The sequence below is a fragment of the Desulfurobacterium pacificum genome (assembly GCF_900182835.1).
Classification (GTDB): Bacteria; Aquificota; Aquificia; order Desulfurobacteriales; family Desulfurobacteriaceae; genus Desulfurobacterium_B; species Desulfurobacterium_B pacificum.
In genome coordinates, this window is sequence record NZ_FXUB01000002.1 from 144,439 (window position 1) to 171,308 (window position 26,870).

Here is a 26,870-nt window from a genome sequence, read left to right on the forward strand (position 1 = left end):
ACACTTTGGAGTTAGAAAAACTCAGAGAGTTACTAAAGGAGTTGGAAAAGACCTCTTTAGAAGAGATTGAAATAGAAACTGAAGACTTTAAACTGAAAGCCAAATTCGTTAAATCACCTCCTGCAGTTACAGCTCCTTCTGCCAACGTTTCACCTACAACCCCTTCTTCTACATCTTCGCAACCTGAAGCAACTGAACATCGTGAGGAGAAAGAGATACCGGAAAACTACTACGTTGTGGAATCTCCTATGGTAGGAACTTTCTATAGAGCACCAGCACCAGGAGCGGAACCTTTTGTAAAAGAAGGTGACAGAGTTGAAAAAGGTCAAGTTTTATGTATCATTGAAGCTCTCAAAGTTATGAATGAAATAGAATCGGAAGTTTCCGGTATCGTTAGAAAAATCTTGGTGGAAAACGGGCAGCCTGTAGAGTACGGACAACCACTATTTTACATAGAACAGGTATAGGTTAATGTTCGGAAAGCTATTAATCGCAAATAGAGGTGAAATAGCCGTAAGAATAATAAGAACGTGTAAAGAGTTAGGAATAAAAACTGTTGCCGTCTATTCAAAAGCAGACAAAGACTCTTTACACGTGTTCTTAGCAGACGAAGCCGTTTGTATAGGTGATGCTCCTCCCCAAGAGAGTTACCTCAACATACCGGCGATTATCTCTGCAGCAGAAATTACAGGTGCAGACGCCATACATCCGGGCTACGGCTTCCTTTCGGAAAACCCAGGATTTGCAGAGATATGTACCGCTTGTGGAATGAAGTTCGTAGGTCCTTCTCCAGAAACTATGGTCTTAATGGGAGATAAAGCAAAAGCCAGAGAAATAGCTATAAAAGCTGGCGTCCCTGTCGTTCCCGGTAGTGGTATTGTAAAGAACGTTCAGGAAGCATTAAAGGTATGCGAAGAGATAGGCTATCCCGTTTTAGTTAAAGCTGCCCACGGCGGTGGCGGAAGAGGAATGAGACTTATAGAATCAAAAGAGGAAGCTGAATCTCTCATAGTTACCGCAATGGCTGAGGCAGAAGCAGCCTTTGGCAATGGAGAAGTTTATATAGAAAAGTACGTCCAAAATCCCCGCCACATAGAGATTCAAATAGTTGCAGACTCTCACGGTAACGTAGTAACGTTTGGAGAGAGGGAATGTTCACTTCAGAGAAGACACCAGAAAGTAGTTGAAGAAGCTCCTTCTCCATTTGTTGACCCAGACCTGAGAGAAAAACTATCAGAGGCTGCAACAAAAATAGCCAAATTGATAAACTATGAAGGTGCAGGAACAATTGAATTCTTAGTTGACAAGGACAAAAACTTTTACTTCATTGAAATGAATACAAGAATTCAAGTAGAACACCCAGTAACAGAAATGGTAACCGGAAAAGACCTTATAAAGCTACAGCTACTTTCTGCGGCAGGAGAGAAACTTCCAACAGAGTCTCCTTCCTTAAACGGTCATGCGATAGAATTCAGAATAACTTGTGAAGATTACTTGAAAGATTTCCGTCCTGCTCCAGGAAAAATAGAGAAACTCCTACTCCCTGGAGGTTTCGGAGTAAGAATTGACACTCATATATATGAAGGTTATGCCGTTCCGCAGTACTACGATTCTTTACTGGCAAAACTTATAGTCTGGGGAGAAACAAGAGAAGAAGCCATAAAAAGAGGAAAAAGAGCATTAGAAGAGTTTATAATAGAAGGTAAGCTTAAAACAACAATACCGTTTCACTTAAAGCTAATAGAGGATGAAGATTTCGTGAAAGGAAACCTTGACACGAAGATACTGGAAAATAAAATATTACCAAAGATGAAACTTTCTTAATTTAAAAGCTAACATTTTAAAAAAGCAAACTGTTTTCACTTTTTAATTTTTTTGGAGGAAAAAATGGCTTCCCAGTCAAAATCTGAAAAAGTAAAAATCTGGATAAAAGAATACCTTTCCGAATTCGGTGAATACTGCGGAACCTTAGAAGAATTGGCAAATTTAGCAAACTCAACATCTTATTTAACCAAAAAAGCTATTAGCGAGTTAGAAGAAGAAGGTTTAATAAATGTTGAAACAAAAAGAGGAAAAGGTCTTGTGCTTACACTAAAAACAGAAAAAGAGGACTCTCAAAAAGAACCGCAGTTAGAACCAATTAAAGAAGAAAAATCGGAAGAAGAACTACTAAAAGAAAGAGAAGAAAGGAAGAAAAAAAAGGTTTCTCTTCAAGACCAAGTTTTAACTTCACTGTTAGGCAAAGAGATAACGGTATTCTTGATAAGTGGAACGAGATTAGAAGGTAAACTCCTTGACTTTGACAACTTCACTCTATCAATGACAGCTCCAAAGGGGAAATCCTTAGTTTATAAACACGCTATAGCAACAATACTCTACGAGTAAAAAGATGAAAAAGTATAAAACCTTAGAAGACGCCCAAATAGAGTTAATAGAGCTGTTAGAAGAAGAAGGAGAATTCAGAGGTACAATAAAAGAATTAGCAGAACGCCTCTCAGTAAAACCTGAAAACATCATACCCCTCCTACAACTTATGAAGTCATCAGGTGATATCGTTTATGAAGAAATTGAAGAGGAACTGATAATAAAGCCAGCTTCCTACATACCTGTTCTACCTCCCCTTCTCAACGAAAAACAAACAAAAGAGATAGAAGAGAAAACGCAGGAAGGATTTAAACTGATAGCCTGTTCTTACATGGGGGGCGTACAGAGTAGAGAATTAAGAAAAGCGGTAGGTAAAAGGGTCATCATCTATTTCAGGAATGGAAGCCGAGTAGAAGGTAAACTCAAAGGCTTTGATAGATTTTGTTTAAGAGTTAGAAACTATATGGGGAATATCTTAGTATATAAACACTCTGTATCCACCATACTCTACAAGGAGTAGCATGAAGTTCGTAGGAGCCCACGTAAGTACCTCTGGAGGTATATTCAACGCCCCTCTTAACGCAATAAACATAAAAGCTAAAGCTTTCGCACTCTTTACAAAGAACCAAAGAAGGTGGAATGCCAAACCACTGGCAGAAAACGATATAAAAGCATTTAAGGATAATCTTAAAAAAGCAAAAATTAACGTTGACCACGTTCTACCCCACGACAGCTATTTAATTAACTTAGGACACCCCGAAAAAGAAAAGAGACGCAAATCAATAGAAGCCTTCATTGACGAAGTAAAGAGATGTCATCAGTTAGGATTAAAGTACCTAAATTTTCACCCGGGAAGCCACCTGCGTCAGATGACAGAAGAAGAGTGCTTAAAAGTAATAGCAGAATCCTTGAATGAAACAATAGAAAGAACAGAGGAAGTAATTTTAGTAATTGAAAATACGGCAGGGCAGGGGTCAAACGTAGGATATAGGTTTGAACATATAGCAAAACTCATAGAGTTAGTGGAAGATAAAACAAGAATAGGCGTATGCCTTGATACCTGTCACCTGTTCGCTGCAGGCTATGATATCAGAACAGAAACAGCATATTTAAAAACAATGGAAGAATTTGATTCAATAGTAGGATTTGAATATTTGAAAGGTATGCATCTAAACGATGCAAAATCAACATTGGGTAGCCGAATAGATAGGCATCATTCTATAGGAAAAGGAAACATCGGTTTAGAGGCTTTCCGATTAATTATGAACGACCCGCGCCTTGACAATATTCCCCTTATTCTTGAAACGATAGACCCTTCAATCTGGGCAGAGGAGATAAAACTACTATATTCATTAGTAGAACAACCTTAATGGAAGACTTATCATGATTTTCCGAGATAGAAGGGAAGCTGGAGAACTTTTAGCAGAAGCTATACTGCGTAAATACAACGGCACGCTAAAAGACCCCGTTGTCGTTGCAATTCCAAGAGGAGGCGTCATAGTCGCAAAACCGATTGCAGAAGCCTTAAGCGCCCCTATAACCCTTGTAATACCGAGAAAGATTGGAGCACCTTTTAACGAAGAATTTGCAATAGGAGCAGTAACGGAAGATGGTTATATTTTGATGAATCCATCAATAACCCAAGATATAGCTTATAGGATGGGAATCACCAGAGAGTACATAGAAAGAAAGGCAAAGGAAGAATTGAAAGAGATAGAAAGGCGGAAAAGGCTTTACCTTCAGGGGAGAGAAATCCCTATAACCAACAGAGATGTTATCTTAGTTGATGATGGAATAGCTACAGGATTGACCGTAAAGGCAGCAATTCTCTCTCTAAAAAGGCAAAATCCAAATAGAATTATATTAGCCGTTCCTGTAATGCCTGCAGATAAAGTTTCGGAATTTCAAGAGTTGGTTGACGACCTAATAGCCCTCCACACGCCGGAATACTTTAACGCTGTAGGGCAATTCTACTACGATTTTTCTCAAACCTCTGATGAAGAAGTTATAGAAGCTTTATCCTGAAATTTCTGACTTTATTTTCTTAATAGCTTCCAATGGATTCTCAGCTCTGGTAATAGGTCTTCCGATAACCATATAGTCAACGCTTAACTGAACTGCTAGTTTAGGAGTAACCACTCTTTTTTGGTCATCCTTTGAAGCCCATAAAGGTCTAATACCCGGCGTAACCGTAATAAAATCTTCTCCTAATCTCTCTTTTATTCTCTTAACCTCTTTGGCGGAACAGACAACTCCATCAAAACCAGCTTTTTTAGCGAGTTCTGCAAGGCGCAACACTGTATTTTCCACGCTATCGTGTATACCTATGCTTTTTAAATCTTCCTCTCCCATGCTTGTAAGAACTGTTACAGCTATGAGTAAAGGCTTCTCAATACCCAAACTCTCAGCATACTCTCTGTTAAACTCTGCAACTTCTTTAAGTAAGTTAAACCCTCCGAAAGCGTGAACGTTATACATAAACGCGCCAGATTCAACAGCAACTTTAGCCGCCGATTTAACAGTGTTAGGAATATCATGATACTTTAAATCCAAGAAAACTCTTCCACCTAAATCGGAAATCTTTTTAACAATGGAAACTCCACACCTTGAAAATAGCTCAAGACCCACCTTAAAGTAACTAACTTCTCCTATTATTTCCTTAACAAGACCTATTGCTTTCTCTTCAGAATCAAAATCAAGAGCAACAATGACTTTACTCATTAGTAAACTCCTCTATCATACAAACGAAAGTGGGCTTTAGAATAACGTCTAATTTATCTATCTCCTCTATTGCCTTCTGAACATCTCTCTTTTTCGCAGGGTGGGTGGTCATAACGACCGGAACTCCTCCTTCTACTGTAACGCTTTTCTGTAGAGCCATCTTTATGCTTATACCAAACTTTGCCAATATCTTTGAAATACTTGCAAGAACGCCCGGTTTATCAAGGGCAGTAAAGCGCAGGTAAAAGCTGGAAACGAACTCATCTGGTTCTTTTATCTTTACTTCACTCTTTTCAAACAAACATTCAGGAACGTCGTAGAAGTTGCCCAAAGCCAAATCAACAATGTCTGAAACAACAGCGCTCGCTGTAGGTTTTTCTCCTGCACCTTTACCGTAGTAAAGGGTCTCTCCCACAAAATCCCCATCAACCAAACAAGCATTAAATACGCCGTTAACACTTGCCAGTATATGGTTTTCAGGTATCATCGTGGGGTGAACCCTTACTTCCATACCGTTTTCTTCAAGCTTTGATATGGCTAAAAGCTTGATTCTGTAGCCAAAATCCATTGCGAGTTCAATATCAAGAGGGGTAATTTCTCTTATTCCTCTCAGGTAAACGTTCTCCGTTTTTACCCACCTGCAATAAGCGAGACTTGAGAGAATGGCAATCTTGTGGGCTGCATCGTAACCTTCAACGTCAAGCGTTGGGTCTGCTTCTGCATATCCTAACTCCTGCGCCTCTTTTAACGCAGTGTAGAAATCAACTTTCTTTTCTGTCATCATCGTCAAAATGTAGTTGGCAGTTCCGTTTATGATTCCGTAAATTCCTTTAATTCTGTTGCCAACAAGCCCTTCTCTCAAAGCTTTTATAACGGGGATACCTCCCCCAACGCTTGCTTCAAACTTTAAAGAAACACCGCTTTCCCTTGCCAGCATAAACAGGTCTTTACCGTAGTCGGCAAGAAGAGCTTTGTTCGCTGTAACAACGTGTTTTTCCATTTTTAAGGCTTCAATTATCAGGTCTCTCGCTACCGTAGTTCCTCCTATAAGCTCTACGATAACGTCGCAATCAACGCTTTTTAAAGCTTCAAAACCGTCATCGTAAACTCTATCTACAGGAACGCCTAAAGATTTCACTTTTTCGGGATTTTTATCGGCAACGAAGGCTATTTCTATCTTTTCACCGGTTCGCCTTTCTATCAAACTACTGTTCTGTAAAAGCAACTTGACAACGCCACTACCAACAGTTCCGCAACCTACAATTCCTACACGCATAAGCACCTCTTAAACGCTTATATTCCTTAGACCGTATTTTTCAAAAGCCCTCTTTATGCCCCTTACTGCCTGTTTTATCCTCAGTTCGTTTTCTACCAGGGCAAATCTGACGTATTTATCTCCGTATTCGCCAAAACCAACTCCTGGAGAAACGGCAACTTTCCCGTCTAAAAGGAGCATTTTGGCAAATTCAAGTGAACCCATAGATTGGAATTTTTCGGGGATTTTCGCCCAAACAAACATGGTAGATTTTGGTTTCTCTACGTGCCAGCCGATACGATTTAAACCTTCAACTAAGACGTCGCGCCTCTTTTGATAAATCTGCCTGTACTCCTCAACGCAAGATTGGTCACCCTTTAAAGCTATTATTGCCGCTATCTGAATAGGCTGGAACATTCCGTAATCAAGATAACTCTTCATCCTGTACAAAGCGTGAATAATCTCTTTATTGCCAGAAGCAAATCCAACCCTCCAGCCAGCCATTGAGTAAGTTTTAGAAAGGGAATAAAACTCAACAGCAACGTCTTTAGCCCCTTTGACCTGTAAAATACTCGGTGGGACGTATCCATCAAAGGCTATCTCTGCATAAGCTATATCTTGAATCACTATAAGGCTGTTATCCTTTGCAAAATCCACCACCCTCTCAAAAAAATTAAGCGAAACGCAGGCAGTAGTAGGGTTGTGTGGAAAGTTGAGAATAAGAACTTTTGGTCGGGGCCAGCTCTCTTTGTAGGCTTTGATTATGGATTCAAAGAACGCCTCTTCATCAAAACCCTCTTCTGTTAAGAGTGGAACGCTTCTAACATCTCCACCTGCAATAATGATGGAATACGGATGGATAGGATACGCAGGAGTAGGAACTATTGCAACGTCACCCGGATTAATCAAAGTTAAAGCCAAGTGAGCAAGACCTTCCTTTGAACCTATAGTTGTGATAATTTCTGTTTCCGGGTCAAGGTCAACGTTATACTTCCTTTTATACCAGAGCGCTAATGCTTCCCTCAGTTTAAACAACCCTTTCGTTTGAGAATATCTATGGTTTTTCGGGTTCTGTGCAGCCTCACAAAGTTTATCAACTATGTGCTGCGGCGTAGGTAAGTCCGGATTCCCCATTCCCAAATCTACGATATCTTCTCCTGCCCTGCGCAGCTTAGTTTTCAGGTCGTTCACTACAGCAAACACGTAGGGAGGTAACCTGTCTATCCTTGCAAATTGGAACTTGGACATTTCAAATCTCCAACGCATCAAATTATTAAGTGTTATTTTATAGGAATTTCTACCATCATTGATAAAATACGCAAAGCAATCTTTCGGGGGAAGGGTGAAAGCGCTCTTCGGAGGAAGTTTTAATCCTGTTCATATAGGGCATTTAATCGTTGCAAGAGACATACTGGAGGATTTTCAATTCAAAAAAGTGATATTTGTTCCTGCCTTCATCCAACCTCTAAAGGAGAATCTACTAATTCCACCAGAAATAAGATTAAAACTCCTAAAAGTTTCAATCAAAGGAGAAAAGCACTTTGACGTTTGGGATTACGAAATAAAACAGGAAGGCGTTTCCTATACTTACAAAACCCTTGAAGCGTACGTCAAGAATTACAAAGAAAAACCTGTTCTTATAATGGGAACAGATTCTTTTCTCTCATTTCACAGATGGAAAGAACCGGAAAAAATCCTCACCCTCTCCACCCTCCTCATCGTCAAAAGACCAGGCTATGAAGAAAACTTCACCGACGTCCTAAAAAAACTCAACGCCAACCTTTCAGTCATAGAAGTAGAAAAAGGCAAAGTAGACAAAACAATACTCTCCCACGCAAAAATAATCTTCTATAAAGGAAGGCAGCTCCAGATAAGCGCAACAGAAATAAGAGAACGCCTTAAACAGGGCAAAAGCATTAAATACATGGTAACGGAAGAAGCAGAAAAAATCCTCAGGAGGTGGTGGGAAAATGCCTTTCAAAAAAATGTTTAACAAAATGACCCTGCGAGACATAAAGAAAGAAGACCTGAAAGGAAAGAAGGTTTTCGTAAGAGTTGACTTTAACGTCCCCATAGAAAACGGCATAATCCAGAACGATAAAAGAATAAGAGCAGCACTACCAACAATCAACTACCTAATAGACCACGGCGCAAAAGTAATACTCTGTTCCCACCTTGATAGACCTAAAGGCTGGGACCCCAAGTTTTCTTTAAAACCTGTAGCAGAAAGGCTTGCTCGCCTGTTAGAAAAGGAAGTAAAGTTTATACCAGACGTTGTCGGCGAAGAAGTTGAATGGGAAGTAAACAACTTAAAAGAGGGAGAAGTTGCCCTCCTTGAAAACGTCCGATTCTACAAAGAGGAGACGAAGAACGATGAGGAGTTTGCCAAAAAGCTTGCAAAACTTGCAGACATTTACGTAAACGATGCCTTTGGAACGGCACACAGAAAACACGCATCTACCTACGGAATAGCTAAGTTCGTGGAAGTTGCAGTAGCAGGTTTTCTCCTTGAAAAAGAGATAAAGTTCTTGCAGAAAGCTTTAGACAACCCGGAAAGACCGTTAGTTCTTATCATAGGAGGTTCAAAAGTAAGCGGCAAATTAGAAGTAATAGAAAACCTCTTAAAAATCGTTGACAAAATGCTCATCGGCGGAGGAATGGCTTACACGTTCCTTAAAGCCGCCGGCTACAACGTAGGGAAATCTTTAGTAGAAGATGAACTGATAGAAACGGCAAAAGAAATTATGAAAGAAGCCGAAGAAAAGGGTGTCAAGTTCTACATACCTGTTGATAGCAATAACGCAGATGAATTCTCCCCTACCGCTCACGCTAAACTAACCACTTACAAAGAGATACCGAACGACATGATGGGACTTGATATAGGACCTGCAACCGTTTACCTGTTTAAAGAAGCTCTTTCTGACGCTAAAACGATTCTCTGGAACGGTCCTATGGGCGTATTTGAATTTGAAAAGTTCCGCTACGGGACAATGGAGATAGGCAGAATAGTTGCAGAACACACCGATGCTTTAAGGATTGTAGGCGGAGGAGACAGCGTAGCAGCCATAGAGATGTTGGGACTTGAACACCAGATTGACCACGTTTCAACAGGAGGAGGTGCGTTCCTTGAATTCCTATCTGGAAAGGAACTACCTGGAGTTATGGCTCTAACCGACAAACAGTAAGGCGGGGTGTTCTCGCCTTTTTAATAAACTATCAGGTTAACACCTCTGTATCTGAGATAAGGAATTTCCTCTAACTTATCAAAGGAATCCACCATAAACCACTCTTTTTGGGGCGCAAATATTTGAATCCCCTTAATATAAAAAGTAGAACGTTTACCGCTTGAAGGTGGTTCTTTCAGGATTAGTTTTACCTTCTTTGTCGCAATAGGTATCAACTCTAACAGCTTCTCAGCATCGTCAGCAAAGTTCCCGGTAAGCGTAAAGACTTTATAGCCTTCAAGTTCAAGCTGAACCTTCTCCTGAGGGCTAACGGTATCTAAAACGGCATAAATCTTACAGTCAGGTATTACAACTCCCTTTTCCGTCACTTTACCCTTATGCTTAGAAACGAGATAAACTAACTCTGCTAACTTTTCTCTGCCATTACCAGAAAGAATTTTCAGTTCCCCTTCACCTTCTCCTGCCGTTAAATCGGTTTTACATTTTCGTTGAGGTTGAACAACTCTAACTCCATAGGAGAAAAGAAGCTTCTTCAAAGGCGCTGGCGTATCCGATTTAAGATTTACAACAGTCCTTTCTCCTGTTGATGAGTCATAACCCATATAGTCGTAGTGGTAAACAAGCACATCGTTAATACCTAACGTTAAGTTGCCATTTTTCTGAACAGAACCGAACGCAGATGAAAGGGAATTTTCAAACAGGTTTTCAAGCTGAGTTCCATTAACAACACTTATTCCCAAAGATTCTATTTCCTTCTTTACAGAACCTTTCAGAGAGTTATTCAAATCAACGATAAATTGATTCCCGTTAAAAGAAACTTTGGGGTATTTACTGAAGTTTATCTTCTCGTTTTCCAAGAAAAGTGCCCCCTGACGCTCTACTTTAGCGCCTAAGAGTTTCATCCCTTCAAGGTAAGGAGAAGTAGCCTCTTTTTCCTTCCCTTTCCCTTTAACAGCAATCTCAGAAAAGCTAACAGGCAATTTCAATTTACTGCCAGCGTAGATGAGGTTGGGATTTTTCAGTTTATTCAACTTAACAATTTCCTTTAACTTATACGGCGGGATATGGAATTTTTTCAATATTTTTAATAGAGTATCACCTCTCTTAACCTTATAAATCAAGTAATCGGAAGGCTCCTGAGGTTTGGCATTTACGAACTTATATATATTCAGCTCGTAAACCTTAGCCGCAGCAGAAAAGGTAACTGCAGAAAAAAACAGAAAAGTTAAACCAATTCTTTTAACCATCGTTCCATCTCTCTTAAAGCTCTTTCTGCCAGGTATTTACGCCTTTCCTTTTTACCCTTTATTTTACGTTCCGGAGGCGGCAGTAAACCGAAATTCGCGTTCATCGGCTGAAAACTTTTTTCATCAGCAGTAGTAATGTAGTTAAGTAAAGCTCCTACCATGGTTTCTCTGGGAGGATAAATCGGCTCCTCCCCTTTATACAATCTCACAGCGTTCATTCCAGCAATTATACCCGTTGCTGCTGATTCCGGATAACCTTCTACGCCAGTTATCTGACCGGCAAAAAGGACTTCTGGATTTTTCTTTAGCTGAAGCGTGGGGAGAAGTAGTTTGGGGGATTTTATAAAAGTATTCCTGTGAATGCTTCCATACCTTGCAAACTCAGCGTTCTCAAGACCGGGAATTAAACGAAAAACTCTTTTCTGTTCAGGATATTTCAACTTGGTTTGAAAGCCAACCATGTTAAGAAGCGTTCCTTCTCTGTTCTCTTTCCTCAATTGAACAACGGCAAAAGGTCTCTTTCCAGTTCTCGGGTCTACAAGACCAACAGGTTTTAAAGGACCGAAAAGGAGCGTTTGTTTTCCCCTTTCTGCAAGCTCCTCAATAGGCATACAACCTTCAAAGTAGCACGCTCTTTCAAAATCCTTCAGGGGAACCTTTTCTGCTTCCATAAGAGCGTTGTAAAAGCGTTCATACTCTTCTTCTGTCATCGGGCAGTTCAGGTAATCGTCTCCTCCCTTACCGTAGCGAGAACCCCAGAAACATTTTGAATAATCTATGGTATCAGCGTAAACTATGGGGGAAATCGCATCGTAGAAGTGAAGCTCTTCCTCTCCTAAATAGTTTTGAAGATACTTTGAAAAAGGTTCCGAAGTGAGAGGACCCGTTGCAACGACGGTTATCTCTCCTTTTGGCAGCTCAGTAACCTCTTCCCTTATTACCTCTATAAGCGGATGATTCTCTATTTTTTCTGTAATGAACTCTGAAAATTTATCTCTATCAACAGCTAAAGCGCCACCAGCAGGCACTTCAGACTTTTTGGCAGCTTCTATAACTATGGAATCTAAAAGCTCCATCTCTTTTTTCAGTAAACCTCTTGGCGTAACGATATCTTTACCGCCTAAAGTGTTACTACACACAAGCTCTGCAAATTTATCTGTTTTATGGGCAGGAGTCATTTTCTTAGGTCTCATTTCAAAAAGCCTGACAGGAATACCACTTTCCGCTATTTTCCACGCAGCCTCTACTCCTGCAAGACCGCCACCTATAACGTTAATCACCGTTTCCTCCAATTAAGATAAAATTCAATCATAAATTTATGAGGAGTTTACGGTTGGGAAAGGTAATCAAATCTATTGAGGAATTGAAAACGCTGGTAGAAAATCTTAAAGATGAAGGTAAAACAATTGTTTTTACGAACGGTTGTTTTGACATTCTCCACGCGGGTCACGTTGACTACCTTGAAAAGGCAAAAAGTTTCGGCGACGTTTTAATTGTTGGCGTTAACAGCGACAGTTCTATAAAGAGAATTAAAGGTGAAAAGAGACCTATAAATAAGCAGGAACACAGAGTAAAAGTCCTTTCTGCTCTTAACTGTGTGGATTACGTTATCGTATTTGATGAAGACACGCCAATTGAAGTTATAAAAGCTGTTAAGCCAGACGTTTTAGTGAAAGGAGCTGATTGGAAGTTAGAAGATATAGTTGGCAGAGAATACGCAAAAAGGGTTGAAAGGATAGAGTTTTCTTACGATGTTTCTACAACGAAGATAATTGAGAAAATTTTAAGAGTTTACGGTTAAACAACAACTACTCTGAAGTCAAAAATTTTGCGGAAGTCGTCTTTAAGGGTAAGGGCAACTCTCCTTTTTATGTGGAAACTCCGCCAGTTAAGGTTAACATCTTTGCAGATAACGTTCGTTCCTTCTGTTCCGTGACAGGATAGAACTTTAAAGTAACTGCCTTTATGAAGGTAAAAAGTCTTTCCTGACGATATTTCAACCGTTCTGCCGTTAATTTCAGCCTTTACAGAGTAAAACTTCGCTGGTGCAAGGAATTTATCAATTTCCTTCTCTAAGACATCAAAGTCAGGCGAAATTTCAACGCCGTAAATCTCAAAGAACTCTTTCAGCATCATCAGGTGAAACAGAACTTTTAAACGTAAAGAAGGTAACTGCTTTGACGTTTCAAGGCAGAAGGCTGGAACGTTCTGTTTAGAGAGGCAGTAGTAGGTGAGGGATTTTCTTTGCTCAGGATGTTTTGTAGAGGGAGAAAAGGTGTGGGTGTTGTAGACGGGGATTTTCCACTCTCTTTTTTCTATTCGCCTGTTTACGCTTTTAGATACAGCTTCAGCAATCCTACCCAAATGGAAACCTTTATACACTTTCTCATCTATCACTATACATTGACCCCAAGCTTTCCTGTTAACAGCGTGAAAACCAAAACCATCGTGCAGTGAAAGAACGACATCAGGTTTTGTTTCAGCTATTAGCTCTTTTATTTTTTGAACTCTCTCATAATCAGGGTCTTTATTTGATAAATACTGGAATTTCCTGTTCATATCTCCGTTATAGCCTCTAACGTTAGCTAATATAGAAACTACATTAGCCCTGGGAGCAATTATCAGTTCTCCCTTTTTTACTTTAACGCTTTTTAAGATTTCAGAAGCTTTGTAAGCTCCCGGTTCGTTCCCGTGAATTCCACCAATTATGAGTATTTTCCCACCCTTTTCTTTGCCTGTAAGTAAATATTCTTGAAACAAATAATCTGGTAGTTCTACCCTAACATTCCCTAACGTCTTACCCAAAGCACTAACAGGAAAAATTATCGGAAAGGAAAGTGAAAACAAAGAAGTTATAAAGTCTCTTCTCCTAAGATTTTCCACCTTTTCCCCTCTTTTATTATATATAAGACTTTCTCTCCCTTAAAATGATAATTGTTGGAATCGTACGTCATCTTAAAACTTGCCACATAAATATTTCCATATTTTAATACTCTCCCATCTTTACACAAATACAGATTATCTATTTTTATTCTAATCCACTTCTTCCGGGAAGTAACTCTCTTTTTATAGTCCTTCCAGCTCTTAATTCCACCTCCCTTCCAGACGAAATGCTCCGAATAACAACTAAAATAAGGAACTAAATTTTTCGGTGTCCGTTCCCATGCAGACTTCCACCTGTTAATAAAGTCCAATAATGATTGCCTCTCTGCAAAATAACGTTTTGGAGAATAATACTGCAAGCTCTCCACAATGATAACTGGAGTTTCTTTGGGTTTTACAACCGAAAGGAGTTGGCTGAGATAGTTGTTCCTTAAAACTATACATCCATTAGAACTATGCGGAGGTCTGTTGGGGTTATCGGTTCCGTGAATCCAGATGCCGTGACCGTTGCGGTGGAGGATTTTTCTATCAATAAGATTTGGATAATTAAGAGGAAACGCTCCTATACCGTAGGTGGACGGTAAGTTATCTGACCAAAAAAGAGGAAAATAAATTCCTTCCGGTGTCCTTTGGTCTCCTTCTCTTAACTTATCCCCTGCCCTTTTCCCTGTAATGCAAGGGAACTTTTTAACAATAAAAGGTAATCCTTTCTTTAAACCTAAAACGTAAAGAATTTCTTTTTCCTTATCAACAACTATTACATTTCTATCTGAAGGGAAAAAGATTGCATTAGCTATAACGTATTTCTCCCTGCTTCTACGAAAGGAACTAAGAAGAGCTTTCAGTCTCTCTTCATTTTTCCTGTAAGCAGAAAGAAGTATTTCTAACTTCAATCTATCAGTAGAATTAAGAGAATTTATAGCCTTTTCTATCTGCTGAGGAGTGGAAAATCCCCCCAACTCCCTCACAACATCCTCAAGACTTTTCCCAAAAGAAAAATTGAAAGAGAGGAAAAAGCAAATAAGGAAAAAGAGAAATACTCTAACGCCTTTCATAAGAACGTTATTCTACGTTATAGAACTAAGCTCGTCAACAATTTCCTCAACATCCTTTTTAGTTACCTCTTTTCTCGTAGCAAAATCCTCTATCCTTCCGTTAAGCCAGAAAAGATACTCTGCTTTCTTAAAATCCTTTGAGATTTTCCCCCTCATAACAGGTCTGAAATATCCGATAGGTCTGCTCCACAAAGTAACGTCGGTAGAACCGCACTTTTCACACTCAGTTTTTCTTCCTACCATCTTGTGTCCGCACTCGTTGCAGGTAGTTAAAAACGGCGTCTTCGTCAGGTATTGAATGGGGAAATTCCTGATGATGTTAAAAATCAACTTCTCCTGCTCTTCAGGTTTCATCTCTTCAGCAGTAAAGATGTGCATTATAGAACCACCAGTCGCGTAGCTCTGGAAGTGTGAGTTTACGTCTATCTGCTTTAAAAGGTCCCCCTCCTGGAACGGCGCCTGAAAACCAGATGTTAAGAATACTCTCCCCGTTGAAGGGTCGCCGTTAACGTACATTTTAGGTCTAACTTTTTTTACAACCTCCATCTACAACCTCCAAACTATTTTGCTTCTTCCAGACTTCTAATAACGACAAAAAGAAAATAGGCAAAAAACAGAGCAATAATCACGCTAAAAATAATTCCTAAAAGCTCAAACATTTAAGACTCCTGCAATAAGTTCCTGATTTTTAAATATAACTTAGTCATAGCAGAAATCAGCATCAACTCAAGAAAGAAACCTATAAACAAGAGAACCATCACCAGCAAGCTCTTTTGTTTAAAAAGCAAACCTACAATTCCACTCCCAATCGCAAAAACGTAAGCTGACAGAATTTTCAGCATATCCCTATACAAATCCACTTCCTTTTCTATCTTATCCACCGTTACACTCTTATTACATCAAAAAGTTTCTCACCAAACTTATGAATAGACTCCTTAATAAATAAATTCAAGTATGGGTCCTTAGAAATTTCGTAACTTCTCTCACCATTTAAAACATCGGCAAGAGCGCTTGCAAAGGCAAGGTCTTTCTCAGCCATCTTGCAGGCAGCGTTTTCAGAAGGAGCATACTCTAAAGAATAAAGCACTCTATCCCTCTCCATAAACTCCTGTAGCTTCGTATACAGGTATTGAGCTATCTGGTGAGCGTATTCCTTCGCTTCATCGTTAAAGAGTCCCCCCTCAAAACCAGCATTAACCATTCCTTCATGAACACCCACTACAGAGAAGATGTTAAACAGCGACTTATCGTCCTTCTGATAGAAAGACAGGTACGGGAACAAATCATCCCAATACTTTCTGAGCCACTCTCTCTTTCTTTGCAAAGCTTTCGCTCCAACGTCCATAGTGTAATCTATCATTCTCTTTAAGAAATCAAAGTCATCCTTTGCTAAGAATAACAACCTGTTCATATTAATAGCGTAAACACCGATACCGCCAACGCCACTACCAGAGTGGAACGGGTTTGAACCGGTTACCGCTTCAACCTGCGAAATGTTAAACAGCATCCTACAGCAGTTGGAATAAATCATACCTTCATCAAAAGGTTTAATGTATGGATTTTTCTGCTTATAAATAGACGGCTTTTCAAAAGGCTCTCTCAGGTAGTTTTGAACGTAAAAACCACCAAAGTATTCGCTCTCTTTCAAAAGCAACTTCCAGGCAGGATTATCCTTATCAAAATCTTCCGTAATGTTAACCGTTATAAGCGGGAACGTAAACGGATTACCTTCAGCGTCCCCACGCCTCATTGCCTTAATAAAGGCAGTATTAATCCTGTCAAAGTAGTGAGAAGGTATTTGATTGTAGGTCATGTTAAGGAAATCGCCTGCATAAACAACCGGCTCATACTTCAATCTGCTGTTAGGCTTACCGAAATCAAGAGTTATGTTTGAAAACGGCGAGTTACCGCTTCTAAAAGGAAGGTTTATGTTGTAGAGAAATTCCTGCCACAGGTTTTCAAGGTCATAGTCAGAATAGCTCGTTCTACCTTCCCTCTCAAGGTAGTAAAGGTATCCGGCAGCAACTGTAGAAAGGTCATTTAAGGACGTAGCACCGGAAACTTCCTGAGCAATCAAACAGATAAGGTTGGCACACTGCATAAAAAGGGTTTCAAGTCTTCTTGGCGGTGCCGCTTTCCTCTCGTTTTTAGCGTTACTCTGAAGCCCATAGAACGCAATATCTTTGGCGGATAAACCGATACAGTAAGCGCTCAGGCGGTAGGTTTGATGGTGGTATGCCCAACCCTCTTCGTGGTGAGTTCTTACAGGAAGCCCTTTATATATCTCATCAAAGAGGTAATCCTTCATCACTTCGCCAACAACAACGTGCTCTAAAACGGGAATTCCTCTAACGAAGTTAGCGTTATTACGGGATATGTCGTCATTATCAATAAAGAGTTCAATCAGCTTGAAATACTTATTTTTCTTCATTCTCACTCCTCCACAGGGTAAAAAGGGTTAATCTGGTGTGGGATAGATTTTACATTTTCAGAAATGAACCTGAGTTCCGATTCGGTCAGAAGAGGATACCTGACAGTCCTGAAAACGTTATATGGAAGTTTGCTTTCCTCAACTATTTGCTTTGTTTTTTTCACCCTCTGAACGTATTCATACAACTTTTCATCAGGAACATCCTCTGTTGAATAAAGGATAGTTTTGAAGCGCTTGAGCTGGGTAGGGGCATATTCTTCTAATAAAGGAAATTTAATATCTACTGCAAAACCATCTGTTAATTTCTCTTCAATTATTTCTTTAACAACTTCCGGGTTCGTCCCGTTCGTATCTATCCTGACTTTAAACCCTTTTTCCTTTAAAAACCTCAAACCTTCTTTTAAATCTTTTTCTAATGTAGGCTCCCCGCCAGAAATTATTATCAGCTCAACACCTAAAAGCTTAAGCATTTCCAATTTTTCAGACAATTCCTCATAAGTATATTTCTCTCCGTTTCCCCTATAACTACTCCTGTTATGGCAGTGATAACAGTTAAGGTTGCAAACTCTTATATCGGTATAGAAAAGCGCTGACTGAACTCCCGGCTGGTCTTTAAACGTAATGGGAACTTCAACCTTGAGAAAAGGGGAAAACTTCATCGTTAACCTCAAGATTCAAATCTGGTATCAGAATAATTTTATGACTTTAAAGGAAACCCGCCATAAAAGGCGGGCAAGCGGAGAGAAATTGCTGGAATTATTCGTTTCTAAGCTCTTTCGCGAGATTCACAAGGTTTTTCAGGGCAGGGATTACCTCTTCCCACCTTCTTGTTTTTAATCCGCAGTCAGGATTTATCCAGAAGTTTTCCTTAGGAATAACCTTTAAGGCTCTCTCCACTATCTCTCTCATCTCTTCAACTGAAGGCACGTAAGGTGAGTGAATGTCCCATACGCCCAAACCTATCTGCCTGTCAAAGTTAACCTTTTCAAAAGCTTCTATAATGTCCCCTTTAGAACGGGAAGCTTCTATGGAAATAACGTCAAAATCCATCTCAACGATATAGTCCATTATCTCGCCGAATTCAGAGTAGCACATGTGGGTGTGAATCTGGGTTTCCGGCTTCGCAGAAGAGCAGCAGAGTCTGAAGGATTTAATAGCCCAATCAAAATATTCGTTCCAGTAACGCTTCTTTATAGGCGCTTTTTCCCTTATAGCCGGTTCATCAATCTGAACGATTTTTATTCCTGCATCTTCATAGTCTTTAATTTCATCTTTAATAGCAAGGGCTATCTGATAGGCAACCTCTTTCGTCGGTATATCTTCCCTCACAAAGCTCCACGCAATTATGGTAACAGGACCCGTCAGCATTCCTTTAACCGGTTTATCCGTCAAACTCTGCGCAAAAGCTATCTCTTTAACGGTCATAGGCTCTTTCCTTTCAACATCACCGTAGATAATTGGTGGACGATAACACCTCGTTCCGTAAGAAATAACCCATCCATTGCCCGTAGTAGCTATCCCTTCCAACTTTTCTGCAAAGAACTCAACCATGTCGGTTCTTTCAAACTCACCGTGGACAAAAACGTCAAGTCCCAACTCTTCCTGAATTTCAATAGCCTTGGCAATCTCACCCTTTATGAATATCTCATAGGAATCAGCGTCAAGATTCCCTTTCCTGTAGAGAAGTCTTACTCTCCTCACCTCTTCTGTCTGAGGGAAAGAACCTATAGTGGTCGTTGGAAACAGCGGAAGTCTTAAAACTTCCTGCTGCAACTTTTTCCTCTCCTGATAAGGCACCTTCCTTTCAAAATCCTCAGAAGACAACGCCCCTACTCTCTCCTTCACCTTCTCGTTCAAACCAAAAGAAAGGTCAATTCCACTTATCCATTCTCTGCCTTCGCTTTCATCTCCACTTACAGCTTTAGCAATCAAATTTATCTCCTTCAACTTCTCTTCAGCGAACGCAACCTTTTCCAAAAGTTCGGAAGGCAGAGTAGCTCCTTCCAGACTAACGGGAAGATGGAATAAAGGTGCTGCATTGGTGACAACTACGTTAAACTTCTCTGAGAGTTTTTTTACCAGCTCTGCCGTCTTAAGAACGTTGTTTCTCCAGACGTTTCTACCGTCAACAACGCCAGCGAACAACACCTTGTTAGTTCTAATACTTCCAAGCTGTTTCAGGTTTTCACCTCTATCGTGAACGAGGTCAACACCTATCCCGGCAAACGGCAGTTCAAAGAGAAGTGAAAGCCTATCAACGCTGTCGTAGTAAGTGAAAAGGTTAACAGGCATATTTAAATCGGAAAATTGAGCGTAAGCTTCTTTCACCCAGTTCCATTCTTCATCTGTAAGCTCCATTACTAAAGCCGGGTCGTCAAGGTGAACGGATTTGAAGCCTTTTTCTCTAATGTAACTAATTGTCAAAGCCGTTAACTCTTTGAGTGCATCGCCGAAATACTCTCTCTTCAGACCTTTAGAAAGCTTAAGGAAGGTGAAAGGCGCAATAAGGTAAGCGTTTTCTTCTATTCCCTCGTGTCTGTCCCAGACAGGCGTTTGAATAGAAAATTCTGGCTTTTTGCCTTCAAAGTCGGGAACGAGGTAATGGTAGTTGGTGTTGAACCACTTGGTCATCTCTAAGGCTTCTTTACCCCTGCAGAGACGGAAGTAATCTTCAAGCGTTTCCGCCCTGTAAACGCCGTAAAGAAGAGCAGTGTCCAACATGTGGTCGTAGAGGGTCATTTCTCCCTGAGGGTAGGAAGATACGTGGCGGGTGTAGGTGGATTTTCTCGTTTCGTCAAGGTTTCTTATACCCTGACGGAGCTCTTCTTCGGTTACTTTTCCGTTCCAGTAACCTTCAATTAACTTCTTGAATTCCCTTTGTTTCCCCAATCTCGGGAAACCGTAAGCATAAGTTTTCATGTTCTACCTCCTGCGGCGTTTTATTTGCTTAAACGCCTGCAGGCGGTTCTAAAGGGCGGGAAAAAGAAAAAGGCAAAAGAAACCCCTTTCCTTTCCCGCGTCCCGAACCCCCGCAGGACGCGAAGGGGCAGGTTTTCACCCACCCATCACGGGCCGGTCTCCCGGCTTGCAGGCTTATTAAGGCTGAAACCTTCCCAGAAAGGCGGCTTTTAACCTTTCCTTTCCAGTGGTTTCAGCCCATTTTTGTTGCCTGCTCACGGTTGCGAGGACAGCGCCGGACTTTCACCGGACTTCCCGTTCACCCGTGACGAGGTGAATTTTAAGACTTTTACCTAAAGGTGCAAGAACAAGTGTTGTAAAATACAAACGTTAAAATTGTTTAAAGAGGTCAGAATGGAAATAAAAGTTTCCAAAAAAAGAATATGGATGGAATTAGAAACAGGCGAAGAGGCTTTCATCACCTTTGGTATTGATGAAGAGAAAAAAGTAATAGTTGTAAGTACCACTTACGTTCCAGAAAGTCAGAGGGGAAAAGGAATTGCAGGTAAACTATCAGCCAAGTTGGTAGAATTCGCTGAAGAGAAGAACTATAAGATATACCCCCTTTGTTCATACACAGAAAAATACCTTAAACGCAAACGTCCTGACCTAATTGTAAAGGACTAACCTTCCTCCCACGTTTTTATCAAATCTTTGTAGAGCCTCTCTAATTGATAATTAATCACTACAACCCCCATTAAAAGAAGTACTACTAACTTCAATGTCTCCCCCTTTTCCCATCAGGTTAAGCACTTTATTTTCTTCCAGAGGAGGAGAAAAGTAGTAACCTTGAAACAAAGAACAACCTGAGGACTTTAAAGTCCTAAACTCCTCCTCTTTTTCTACACCTTCAGCTATAGGTTGAACGTTTAAGGATTTACCAAGTTTAAGTATCGCAGATAACAAACTTTTTCTCTTAGAATCCATCTCTACGTTTTCTATAAAAGTTCTATCTACCTTCATTTCAGTTATAGGAAACTCCTGTAAATACGATAGACAAGAATAGCCCGTCCCAAAATCATCTATTGCTATATGAATTCCTTTATCTCTCAACGCTGTTACAGTCTTTTTAGCAATATCAAAATCTTCAATGAATACCCGCTCCGTTACTTCAAAGCACAAGTTAGCAGGGTCAACACCATGGCTTCTTAATATCTTTTCAACCTCTTCAACAAAATCCTCCCCCATCAAATCCTGCGAACTCACATTAATACCTATTCTTGTTTTCCCCCTCGCAAACTTCAAAAGGCTACAAACCCTATCAATAACATTTATCGTAATATCCTGAATTATCCCGCAGTCCTCAGCCATTTTTATAAGCTTTGAAACAGGTATCGAAGCTATCTTAGGATTAAGTATCCTCAAAAGAGCCTCAAACCCCACCAACTTCTTAACCTTAAGATTTCCAACAAAAAACTGAGGTTGATACACAAGCTTGAACTCTCTACGCCTTACAGCTCTTTTAAGTTCCCTCTCTACTAATTCCTCCCATTCTACTCTTGTTTTTAATTCTTCATTGAAAACTGAAATTCTGTTGCGTCCACGATTTTTAGCTCTGTACATAGCAACATCTGCAAACTTAATCACCTCTGAAGGAGTAATCTCCCCAGAAAACACGGCAATACCTATGCTTGCCGTTAAGAAAAACTCCTTACCATTAACCAACACAGGTCTATCTATAGACGATAAAATCCTCTTTGCGATTCTTTTCGCCTCAGCAATTGCAACTTTCCTAATTGGACCCAATCCTGAAAGGATAACTATAAATTCATCTCCACCAAATCTACAGACAACATCTTCATCTCTAACAGCTTTCTTTATTCTCCTCGCAACCTCCTTTAAAACCTTGTCTCCTGCATCATGCCCGTAAACGTCATTTATGAACTTAAATCTATCAAGGTCTATAAACAGAACAGCTCCGTGACTTTTCTTTCTCTTATTATGAGCAATAAGCTTTGAAAGAATCTCAAAAGCAAACTGTCTGTTATAAAGACCAGTCAGCGGGTCTTTTACTGCTAAAAACTCAACAGCTTTTTCGGGAGTAATGTCAATTATGGAGAAAACTATCTTCCCATCCTCACAAATTCTAATAAAAGAACGCACCCATTTAACTTTTCCATCAGCAGTTACTATTCTGTACTCCGCCTTCCCTTCTCTTTTACCTTCTTTGAGAAAGGATTGCCTAATTCTCAATACTCTATGCAAATCTCCCTTATGAATCAAAGTTTCAAAAGATACCCTCCCTAAAATAAAATCCTCCACCCGATAACCCGTTATCTTTTCCAAACTCTTTGAAGCGAAAATACACTTCCTACTACCGCCAATAGGCAAAAGAACCATAACCCCAAAATCATTGTTATCAACAGCTTCAGTTATTAGCTCGTACTCTTTAGTTGTTTGATTAAGAAAATGTGAGATTGCATAAAGAGACGATTCTTTATTAGTGCACTTTTCCTCTACCTTACTTAACCTTTTCCCCTCTACCCCTGTACCCAAAACCACTAAACTCTCATTCAAAACACAATCATCATAATATTCCCCAAAAGTAAAAAATCCTCCCCCTCTCCCACCCAAAACCTGCAACTCCTTTTCCACTTCTTCACCTAAAAATTTCCTACGAGCGAAACAGGAGAAGACCAAATGGCTTTCACAATCAGCAAAAACCGATTTCAATCGGCTCAAAGTTCTGCATCCATCTCTTAAACTCCCACATCCCAAACGAACGTAAACACCCGAAGGAACTTCTCCTGCAAACAGTAAAGAACCATCTTCAAGTTTCTTTACACACGTTCTCGCAACTTTCCTGCCGTTAACTTCAAACACCAGAGGATACTCAATACCGGAACCAGGCAAACCATTGGCAACAACATCTCCCAAATAATGCCTATAAAATTCAACTGCCGGAAAATGATTAATCGTATAAACCCTGTTACCATCTGCTTTAGTTACAAGAAATCTCCTCCCGACCTCCACCCAATCAAAAACGTAGTCAGAAACAAAACTTTTCTCTTCAAAATAAACAGCTATAGCCCCTCTATCCATCAGCTTTTCGTTATGAAAAACTAACGTAACATCTCCAAAATCTGAGTTAGACGCTTTCCCTCCCACCAGAGGAATTCGGAGATACTCCCTCAATCCCTCTATCAAACTTTCTCCCTTAGTCTCCGTTCCATCAGAAAGCAAAACGATAAAACCATCATCACTTCCTGCCAGAGACTTCCCCAAAAACCTCCCTCTCTCCAATTCATCAACAAAATCAGAAGAAACAACCTTAACGTTCCCTTTAACGCAACAAACGACAATTCCAGAATCAAAAACTTCTCCATCCTTTATCACAGAAGCAGCACTAACTCCAACCCTCTCTACATCAGGTAAAACAGCGGCAGCAACATCTACAACTTTTTCAATCTCTTCCTGACAGCAAGCACAAAAGAACAAGATAAGGTCTGGAGAAGAAGGTTTACACTGCAAAAGAATATCTTTAACTTCTCTTGCATCTTTGGCAAGGAAGTTAGAAAATTTCATTACCCCTCACTAATTATTGTTTACGTAATATTAGACTTATATCAAAAATTCTAACTAAAGGAAAGAAAAAATGGAAGTGGTAATAACAACCGACAAAAAACCAACTCCCGAAATGATAGAAGATGCAGAAAAATTAGCCAAAAAGTTCAATACAGTCCACATTCACAGAAGACACAACACAATTAACCAGATAAAAAAACGCTACAACAGGAACGTTTTAGTAGTAAACAGAGATTTAAGCCTAACCTTACATACGCTTAAAGGGCAAAAACTCTTTTTCCATCCGGGATTATTCAAAATTCGCCTCCTCAACTATATAGCAACTGGGAACGAGGCAATGATAAAGGCGATGAACCTGAAAAGAGGAGATACCGTATTAGACTGCAACTTGGGACTTGCACAGGATGCCCTTTTATCAGCATTTGTTTCTAAACAGCCGGTCACCGGTGTTGAAAAAGACCCCGTGATTTTTGAAATAGTGAAAAGAGGATTGGAAAGGTATAAACCTGGAGGAAAACTGAAAATCGCTGAAGATGCCTTCAAAAGAATAAAACCAGTTTGCGCCGATAACGCCGAATTCTTAAAAGCACAGCCCGATAAATCTTACGATATCGTTTACTTTTCACCTATGTTCATAAAACCAAAGTGGCACTGCGACGTTATGTCACCCTTTAGAGAGGTTGCCGTAAAAGACTTCGTTTCTCCTGAAACCCTTAAAGAAGCAGAAAGAGTGGCAAGAAAGCGCGTGGTAATCAAAATAAACAAAGGCGTAAAAGAACTCTTCCCTTACCTTTCCGACTACACGCTACAGGAAAGTTCAACAAACGTGGAATATATCTTCAAAGATGTCAGTTAATTATTCTAATATTAAAATCAATCATCTTATCTTGATGTAAAATACGAACTACAAACCTTTCAGGAGAAACCATGACGCAGATAAAAGTCGTTAAAAGAAAAGGCGTAAAAGAACCCTTAAACATAGAAAAAATAAGGAAGGTAATAAACTGGGCGGCAGAAGGGCTGGACATAAACACGCTAAAACTTGAATCAAAACTGAAACTCCACTTTTTTGACGGCATTACTACAAGGCAGATTCACGAAGCGGTAATAAATACAGCCCTCAACCTGACAACGCCTCAAGAACCGGACTGGCGAATATTAGCAGGCAGACTCTTCATTTTTAACCTTTACAAAGAAATCTCCATCAGGAGAGGAACGAACAAGTTAGCTTACGTCGGCGGCGGTGAAGAATACTTAAAAGTAGTAAAAAACCTGACAGAGTTAGGACTATACACTCCAGAAATCCTTGAAAGCTATACAGAAGAAGAAATAAAAGAAGCAGGCGACTACCTGAAGCTGAAATACGATTTTCTCTACGATTACGCAGGCGCAAACCTTTTAGCAAAGCGATACCTGTGCGTTTACGAAGACTTCCCCATAGAACTGCCCCAGGAAATGTATATGAGCATCTCCCTCATGCTCGCAAAAGATGAACCGAAAGAAAAACGTATGAGAATAGTAAAAAAGTTCTACGACATGATAGCCGGCAAAAAACTTTCCCTCGCAACGCCCATACTCATAAACCTGCGAAGACCAAACGGGAACCTCTCTTCCTGCTTTATAACCGCAATGGACGACAACCTTGACTCCATAATGTACACAGCAAACCAGGTAGCACAGATATCAAAAAGGGCAGGCGGCGTTGGCGTTAACCTCTCAAGGATAAGGGCACAGGGTTCATGGATTAAAAAGGTTTTCGGCGCCAGCGGCGGCGTTGTTCCATGGGTGAAAATCCTCAACGACGTCGCCGTAGCAGTAAACCAGGAAGGGAAAAGAGCAGGCGCTGTCACCGTAGCCCTGGACGTCTGGCATTTAGATATCTTTGACTTCCTGGAACTGAAAACGGAGAACGGAGACTTAAGAAGGAAGGCTTTTGACATCTTCCCCCAAGTCGTCATTCCAGACCTTTTTATGGAAAGAGTAAAAGAGAATGGAAACTGGCTGTTAGTTGACCCCTACGAAGTTGAAAGGAAATTTGGCTACAAGCTTTATGAATTGTGGGGAAAAGAGTTTGAAAAAGCCTACACTCATATAGAAAGAGAACAGGAAACGTTAAAACTAAAGAAGGTTGTAAAGGCAAAAGAACTTCTAAAAGAGATACTGAAAACCCAGGTTGCAACGGGGCTTCCATACATCTTTTTCAAAGACACAGCCAACAGACTCAATCCGTTAAAACACGATGGATACATAGGAAACGGCAACCTTTGTATGGAAAGTTTCTCAAACTTTAAACCTTCAAAAGGCTTCTCTTCAAAACTTGAGAACGGAAAAATCGTTTCCGAAATCAAAGAGCCCGGGCTTGTCCACACCTGCAACCTGCTCTCAATTAACCTTGCAAACATTGAAGATGACCTTGAGCTTGAAGATGCCGTCAGGACGGCAGTAAGAATCCTGGACAACACCATAGAACTGACAAGTCCCCCGATACTTGAAAGCAAACTTCACAACGATAGATACAGAACGATAGGAATAGGAACGTTAGGACTTGCAGACTACCTTGCAAAGAGAGAAATCCCCTACGGCAGACAATCAATACCGATAATAGAAGAACTCTACGAAAAAATCGCCTTTTACGGAATAGATGAAAGCGCTAATTTAGCAAAAGAAAGAGGTAAATTTCCCGCATTTGAAGGTTCTGACTGGAGTAGAGGAATAGTCTTTGGCAAAGACGAAGAATACCTGTTAACGAAAACGAAACTAAAAGAACGCTGGAAAGAAGTTCTGAACAAGCTGAAAAACTACGGAATAAGGAACGGACAGCTATTCGCCATAGCTCCGAACACAAGTTCTGGACTCCTTCAGGGAGCAACGCCAGGCGTCCTACCGCCGTTTTCAAAGTTTTACATAGACAAAAATCAGAAACAAGCTGTTCCTATCTGTCCACCGTTTATAAAAGAACGGTTCTGGTTTTACAGAGAAAGCAAATATATGGACCAGAGAGAAGTCGTTGAAATAATAGCGGCAATCCAGAAATGGATAGATAGCGGTATCTCTATGGAACTGCTTTTCAACCTCAACTTAGGAATTAAAGCTAAAGACATTTACGAAACGGTTCTACTCGCATGGGAAAGAGGAATAAAAACCATCTACTACGTGAGAACAATACAGAAAGATAGCGAATCTGAAATAAATAAGAAGGAAGAGTGTATAGCCTGCGCCAATTAATCCATTAGGGCAGGAACGTAA

25 protein-coding genes and 1 riboswitch are annotated in these 26,870 nt (G+C 40.2%); of the genes, 12 read left to right on the top strand and 13 right to left on the bottom strand.

The window, feature by feature from the left end; genetic code table 11:
- Positions 1-5 precede the first annotated feature (5 nt).
- The 6 genes from accB to QOL23_RS04540 all read left to right on the top strand — a co-directional run bounded on the left by accB (position 6) and on the right by QOL23_RS04540 (position 4,389).
- A complete protein-coding gene (accB, locus tag QOL23_RS04515; RefSeq protein ID WP_283400400.1) occupies positions 6-467 on the top strand; it encodes an acetyl-CoA carboxylase biotin carboxyl carrier protein in 462 nt (153 codons plus the stop codon).
- Between the two features lie 4 nt (positions 468-471).
- Complete coding sequence (gene accC, locus QOL23_RS04520) at positions 472-1,824, top strand: acetyl-CoA carboxylase biotin carboxylase subunit (protein ID WP_283400401.1); 1,353 nt, start codon at positions 472-474, stop codon at positions 1,822-1,824.
- 63 nt (positions 1,825-1,887) lie between these two features.
- Entirely contained in the window at positions 1,888-2,385 is a 498-nt protein-coding gene (locus QOL23_RS04525; RefSeq protein ID WP_283400402.1) for an RNA chaperone Hfq, read from the top strand.
- A 4-nt stretch (positions 2,386-2,389) separates the two neighbouring features.
- Positions 2,390-2,884 (top strand): RNA chaperone Hfq, encoded by a 495-nt coding sequence (locus QOL23_RS04530; protein ID WP_283400403.1) that lies wholly within the window; start codon positions 2,390-2,392, stop codon positions 2,882-2,884.
- Between the two features lies 1 nt (position 2,885).
- Complete coding sequence (gene nfo / locus QOL23_RS04535) at positions 2,886-3,734, top strand: deoxyribonuclease IV (RefSeq protein ID WP_283400404.1); 849 nt, start codon at positions 2,886-2,888, stop codon at positions 3,732-3,734.
- 13 nt (positions 3,735-3,747) lie between these two features.
- On the top strand, positions 3,748-4,389 hold the full coding sequence (locus QOL23_RS04540; RefSeq protein WP_283400405.1) for a phosphoribosyltransferase: 642 nt from the start codon (positions 3,748-3,750) through the stop codon (positions 4,387-4,389).
- Here the strand turns inward: QOL23_RS04540 and pyrF are convergent.
- Genes pyrF through QOL23_RS04555 form a run of 3 tightly spaced genes read right to left on the bottom strand, consistent with a single transcriptional unit; the run spans position 4,381 to position 7,588 of the window.
- On the bottom strand, positions 4,381-5,085 hold the full coding sequence (pyrF, locus tag QOL23_RS04545) for an orotidine-5'-phosphate decarboxylase (protein WP_283400406.1): 705 nt from the start codon (positions 5,083-5,085) through the stop codon (positions 4,381-4,383). The two genes, QOL23_RS04540 and pyrF, sit on opposite strands and share 9 nt — an antisense overlap.
- The gene (locus QOL23_RS04550; protein ID WP_283400407.1) at positions 5,078-6,361 is read right to left on the bottom strand and encodes a homoserine dehydrogenase; all 1,284 of its coding nucleotides are present in this window, start codon (positions 6,359-6,361) and stop codon (positions 5,078-5,080) included. The genes pyrF and QOL23_RS04550 overlap by 8 nt, the downstream gene beginning before the upstream one ends.
- Before the next feature lie 9 nt (positions 6,362-6,370).
- Complete coding sequence (locus QOL23_RS04555) at positions 6,371-7,588, bottom strand: aminotransferase class I/II-fold pyridoxal phosphate-dependent enzyme (RefSeq protein WP_283400408.1); 1,218 nt, start codon at positions 7,586-7,588, stop codon at positions 6,371-6,373.
- Between the two features lie 94 nt (positions 7,589-7,682).
- On the opposite strand from QOL23_RS04555, the gene nadD reads away from it, so the two are divergent.
- Together nadD and QOL23_RS04565 are read left to right on the top strand one after the other, a co-directional pair.
- Complete coding sequence (gene nadD / locus QOL23_RS04560) at positions 7,683-8,333, top strand: nicotinate (nicotinamide) nucleotide adenylyltransferase (RefSeq protein WP_283400409.1); 651 nt, start codon at positions 7,683-7,685, stop codon at positions 8,331-8,333.
- Positions 8,311-9,525, top strand: a complete 1,215-nt coding sequence (locus tag QOL23_RS04565; RefSeq protein WP_283400410.1) for a phosphoglycerate kinase — start codon at positions 8,311-8,313, stop codon at positions 9,523-9,525. The genes nadD and QOL23_RS04565 overlap by 23 nt, the downstream gene beginning before the upstream one ends.
- A gap of 20 nt (positions 9,526-9,545) precedes the next feature.
- On the opposite strand, the gene QOL23_RS04570 is transcribed toward QOL23_RS04565, so the two are convergent.
- Positions 9,546-10,772, bottom strand: a complete 1,227-nt coding sequence (locus tag QOL23_RS04570; RefSeq protein ID WP_283400411.1) for a LysM peptidoglycan-binding domain-containing protein — start codon at positions 10,770-10,772, stop codon at positions 9,546-9,548.
- Positions 10,751-12,052, bottom strand: a complete 1,302-nt coding sequence (gene trmFO, locus QOL23_RS04575) for an FADH(2)-oxidizing methylenetetrahydrofolate--tRNA-(uracil(54)-C(5))-methyltransferase TrmFO (protein ID WP_283400412.1) — start codon at positions 12,050-12,052, stop codon at positions 10,751-10,753. The genes QOL23_RS04570 and trmFO overlap by 22 nt, the downstream gene beginning before the upstream one ends.
- Positions 12,053-12,105: 53 nt before the next feature.
- Here trmFO and rfaE2 point away from each other — a divergent pair, with 53 nt between their 5' ends.
- Positions 12,106-12,573 carry a D-glycero-beta-D-manno-heptose 1-phosphate adenylyltransferase gene (rfaE2, locus tag QOL23_RS04580; protein WP_283400413.1) on the top strand — a complete coding sequence of 156 codons (468 nt, stop codon included), beginning with the start codon at positions 12,106-12,108 and terminating at the stop codon, positions 12,571-12,573.
- Here rfaE2 and QOL23_RS04585 read toward each other — a convergent pair.
- From QOL23_RS04585 to metE, 7 genes are all read right to left on the bottom strand, one after another.
- On the bottom strand, positions 12,570-13,655 hold the full coding sequence (locus tag QOL23_RS04585; RefSeq protein ID WP_283400414.1) for a M99 family carboxypeptidase catalytic domain-containing protein: 1,086 nt from the start codon (positions 13,653-13,655) through the stop codon (positions 12,570-12,572). The two genes, rfaE2 and QOL23_RS04585, sit on opposite strands and share 4 nt — an antisense overlap.
- A complete protein-coding gene (locus tag QOL23_RS04590) occupies positions 13,625-14,623 on the bottom strand; it encodes a L,D-transpeptidase family protein (protein WP_283400415.1) in 999 nt (332 codons plus the stop codon). The genes QOL23_RS04585 and QOL23_RS04590 overlap by 31 nt, the downstream gene beginning before the upstream one ends.
- A 99-nt stretch (positions 14,624-14,722) precedes the next feature.
- Positions 14,723-15,256, bottom strand: coding sequence for an anaerobic ribonucleoside-triphosphate reductase (nrdD, locus tag QOL23_RS04595; RefSeq protein WP_283400416.1), 534 nt, complete (start codon positions 15,254-15,256; stop codon positions 14,723-14,725).
- A 113-nt stretch (positions 15,257-15,369) separates the two neighbouring features.
- A complete protein-coding gene (locus QOL23_RS04600) occupies positions 15,370-15,591 on the bottom strand; it encodes a hypothetical protein (protein ID WP_283400417.1) in 222 nt (73 codons plus the stop codon).
- A gap of 2 nt (positions 15,592-15,593) precedes the next feature.
- Positions 15,594-17,141: an anaerobic ribonucleoside-triphosphate reductase gene (gene nrdD, locus QOL23_RS04605; RefSeq protein WP_283400418.1), complete on the bottom strand. Its 1,548-nt coding sequence runs from the start codon at positions 17,139-17,141 to the stop codon at positions 15,594-15,596.
- A 2-nt stretch (positions 17,142-17,143) separates the two neighbouring features.
- The gene (locus QOL23_RS04610; protein ID WP_283400419.1) at positions 17,144-17,800 is read right to left on the bottom strand and encodes a radical SAM protein; all 657 of its coding nucleotides are present in this window, start codon (positions 17,798-17,800) and stop codon (positions 17,144-17,146) included.
- 97 nt (positions 17,801-17,897) lie between these two features.
- Positions 17,898-20,060, bottom strand: a complete 2,163-nt coding sequence (metE, locus tag QOL23_RS04615; protein ID WP_283400420.1) for a 5-methyltetrahydropteroyltriglutamate--homocysteine S-methyltransferase — start codon at positions 20,058-20,060, stop codon at positions 17,898-17,900.
- A gap of 134 nt (positions 20,061-20,194) precedes the next feature.
- A riboswitch (cobalamin riboswitch) is annotated at positions 20,195-20,381 on the bottom strand.
- A 72-nt stretch (positions 20,382-20,453) separates the two neighbouring features.
- Here metE and QOL23_RS04620 point away from each other — a divergent pair.
- Positions 20,454-20,726, top strand: coding sequence for a GNAT family N-acetyltransferase (locus QOL23_RS04620; RefSeq protein WP_283400421.1), 273 nt, complete (start codon positions 20,454-20,456; stop codon positions 20,724-20,726).
- 51 nt (positions 20,727-20,777) lie between these two features.
- Here QOL23_RS04620 and QOL23_RS04625 read toward each other — a convergent pair whose 3' ends face one another.
- Complete coding sequence (locus QOL23_RS04625; RefSeq protein ID WP_283400422.1) at positions 20,778-23,624, bottom strand: EAL domain-containing protein; 2,847 nt, start codon at positions 23,622-23,624, stop codon at positions 20,778-20,780.
- A gap of 70 nt (positions 23,625-23,694) precedes the next feature.
- On the opposite strand from QOL23_RS04625, the gene QOL23_RS04630 reads away from it, so the two are divergent.
- Both QOL23_RS04630 and QOL23_RS04635 read left to right on the top strand, forming a co-directional pair.
- Entirely contained in the window at positions 23,695-24,480 is a 786-nt protein-coding gene (locus QOL23_RS04630) for a class I SAM-dependent methyltransferase (protein ID WP_283400423.1), read from the top strand.
- A 71-nt stretch (positions 24,481-24,551) separates the two neighbouring features.
- Positions 24,552-26,849 carry a ribonucleoside-diphosphate reductase subunit alpha gene (locus tag QOL23_RS04635; protein ID WP_283400424.1) on the top strand — a complete coding sequence of 766 codons (2,298 nt, stop codon included), beginning with the start codon at positions 24,552-24,554 and terminating at the stop codon, positions 26,847-26,849.
- Positions 26,850-26,870: the final 21 nt, after the last annotated feature.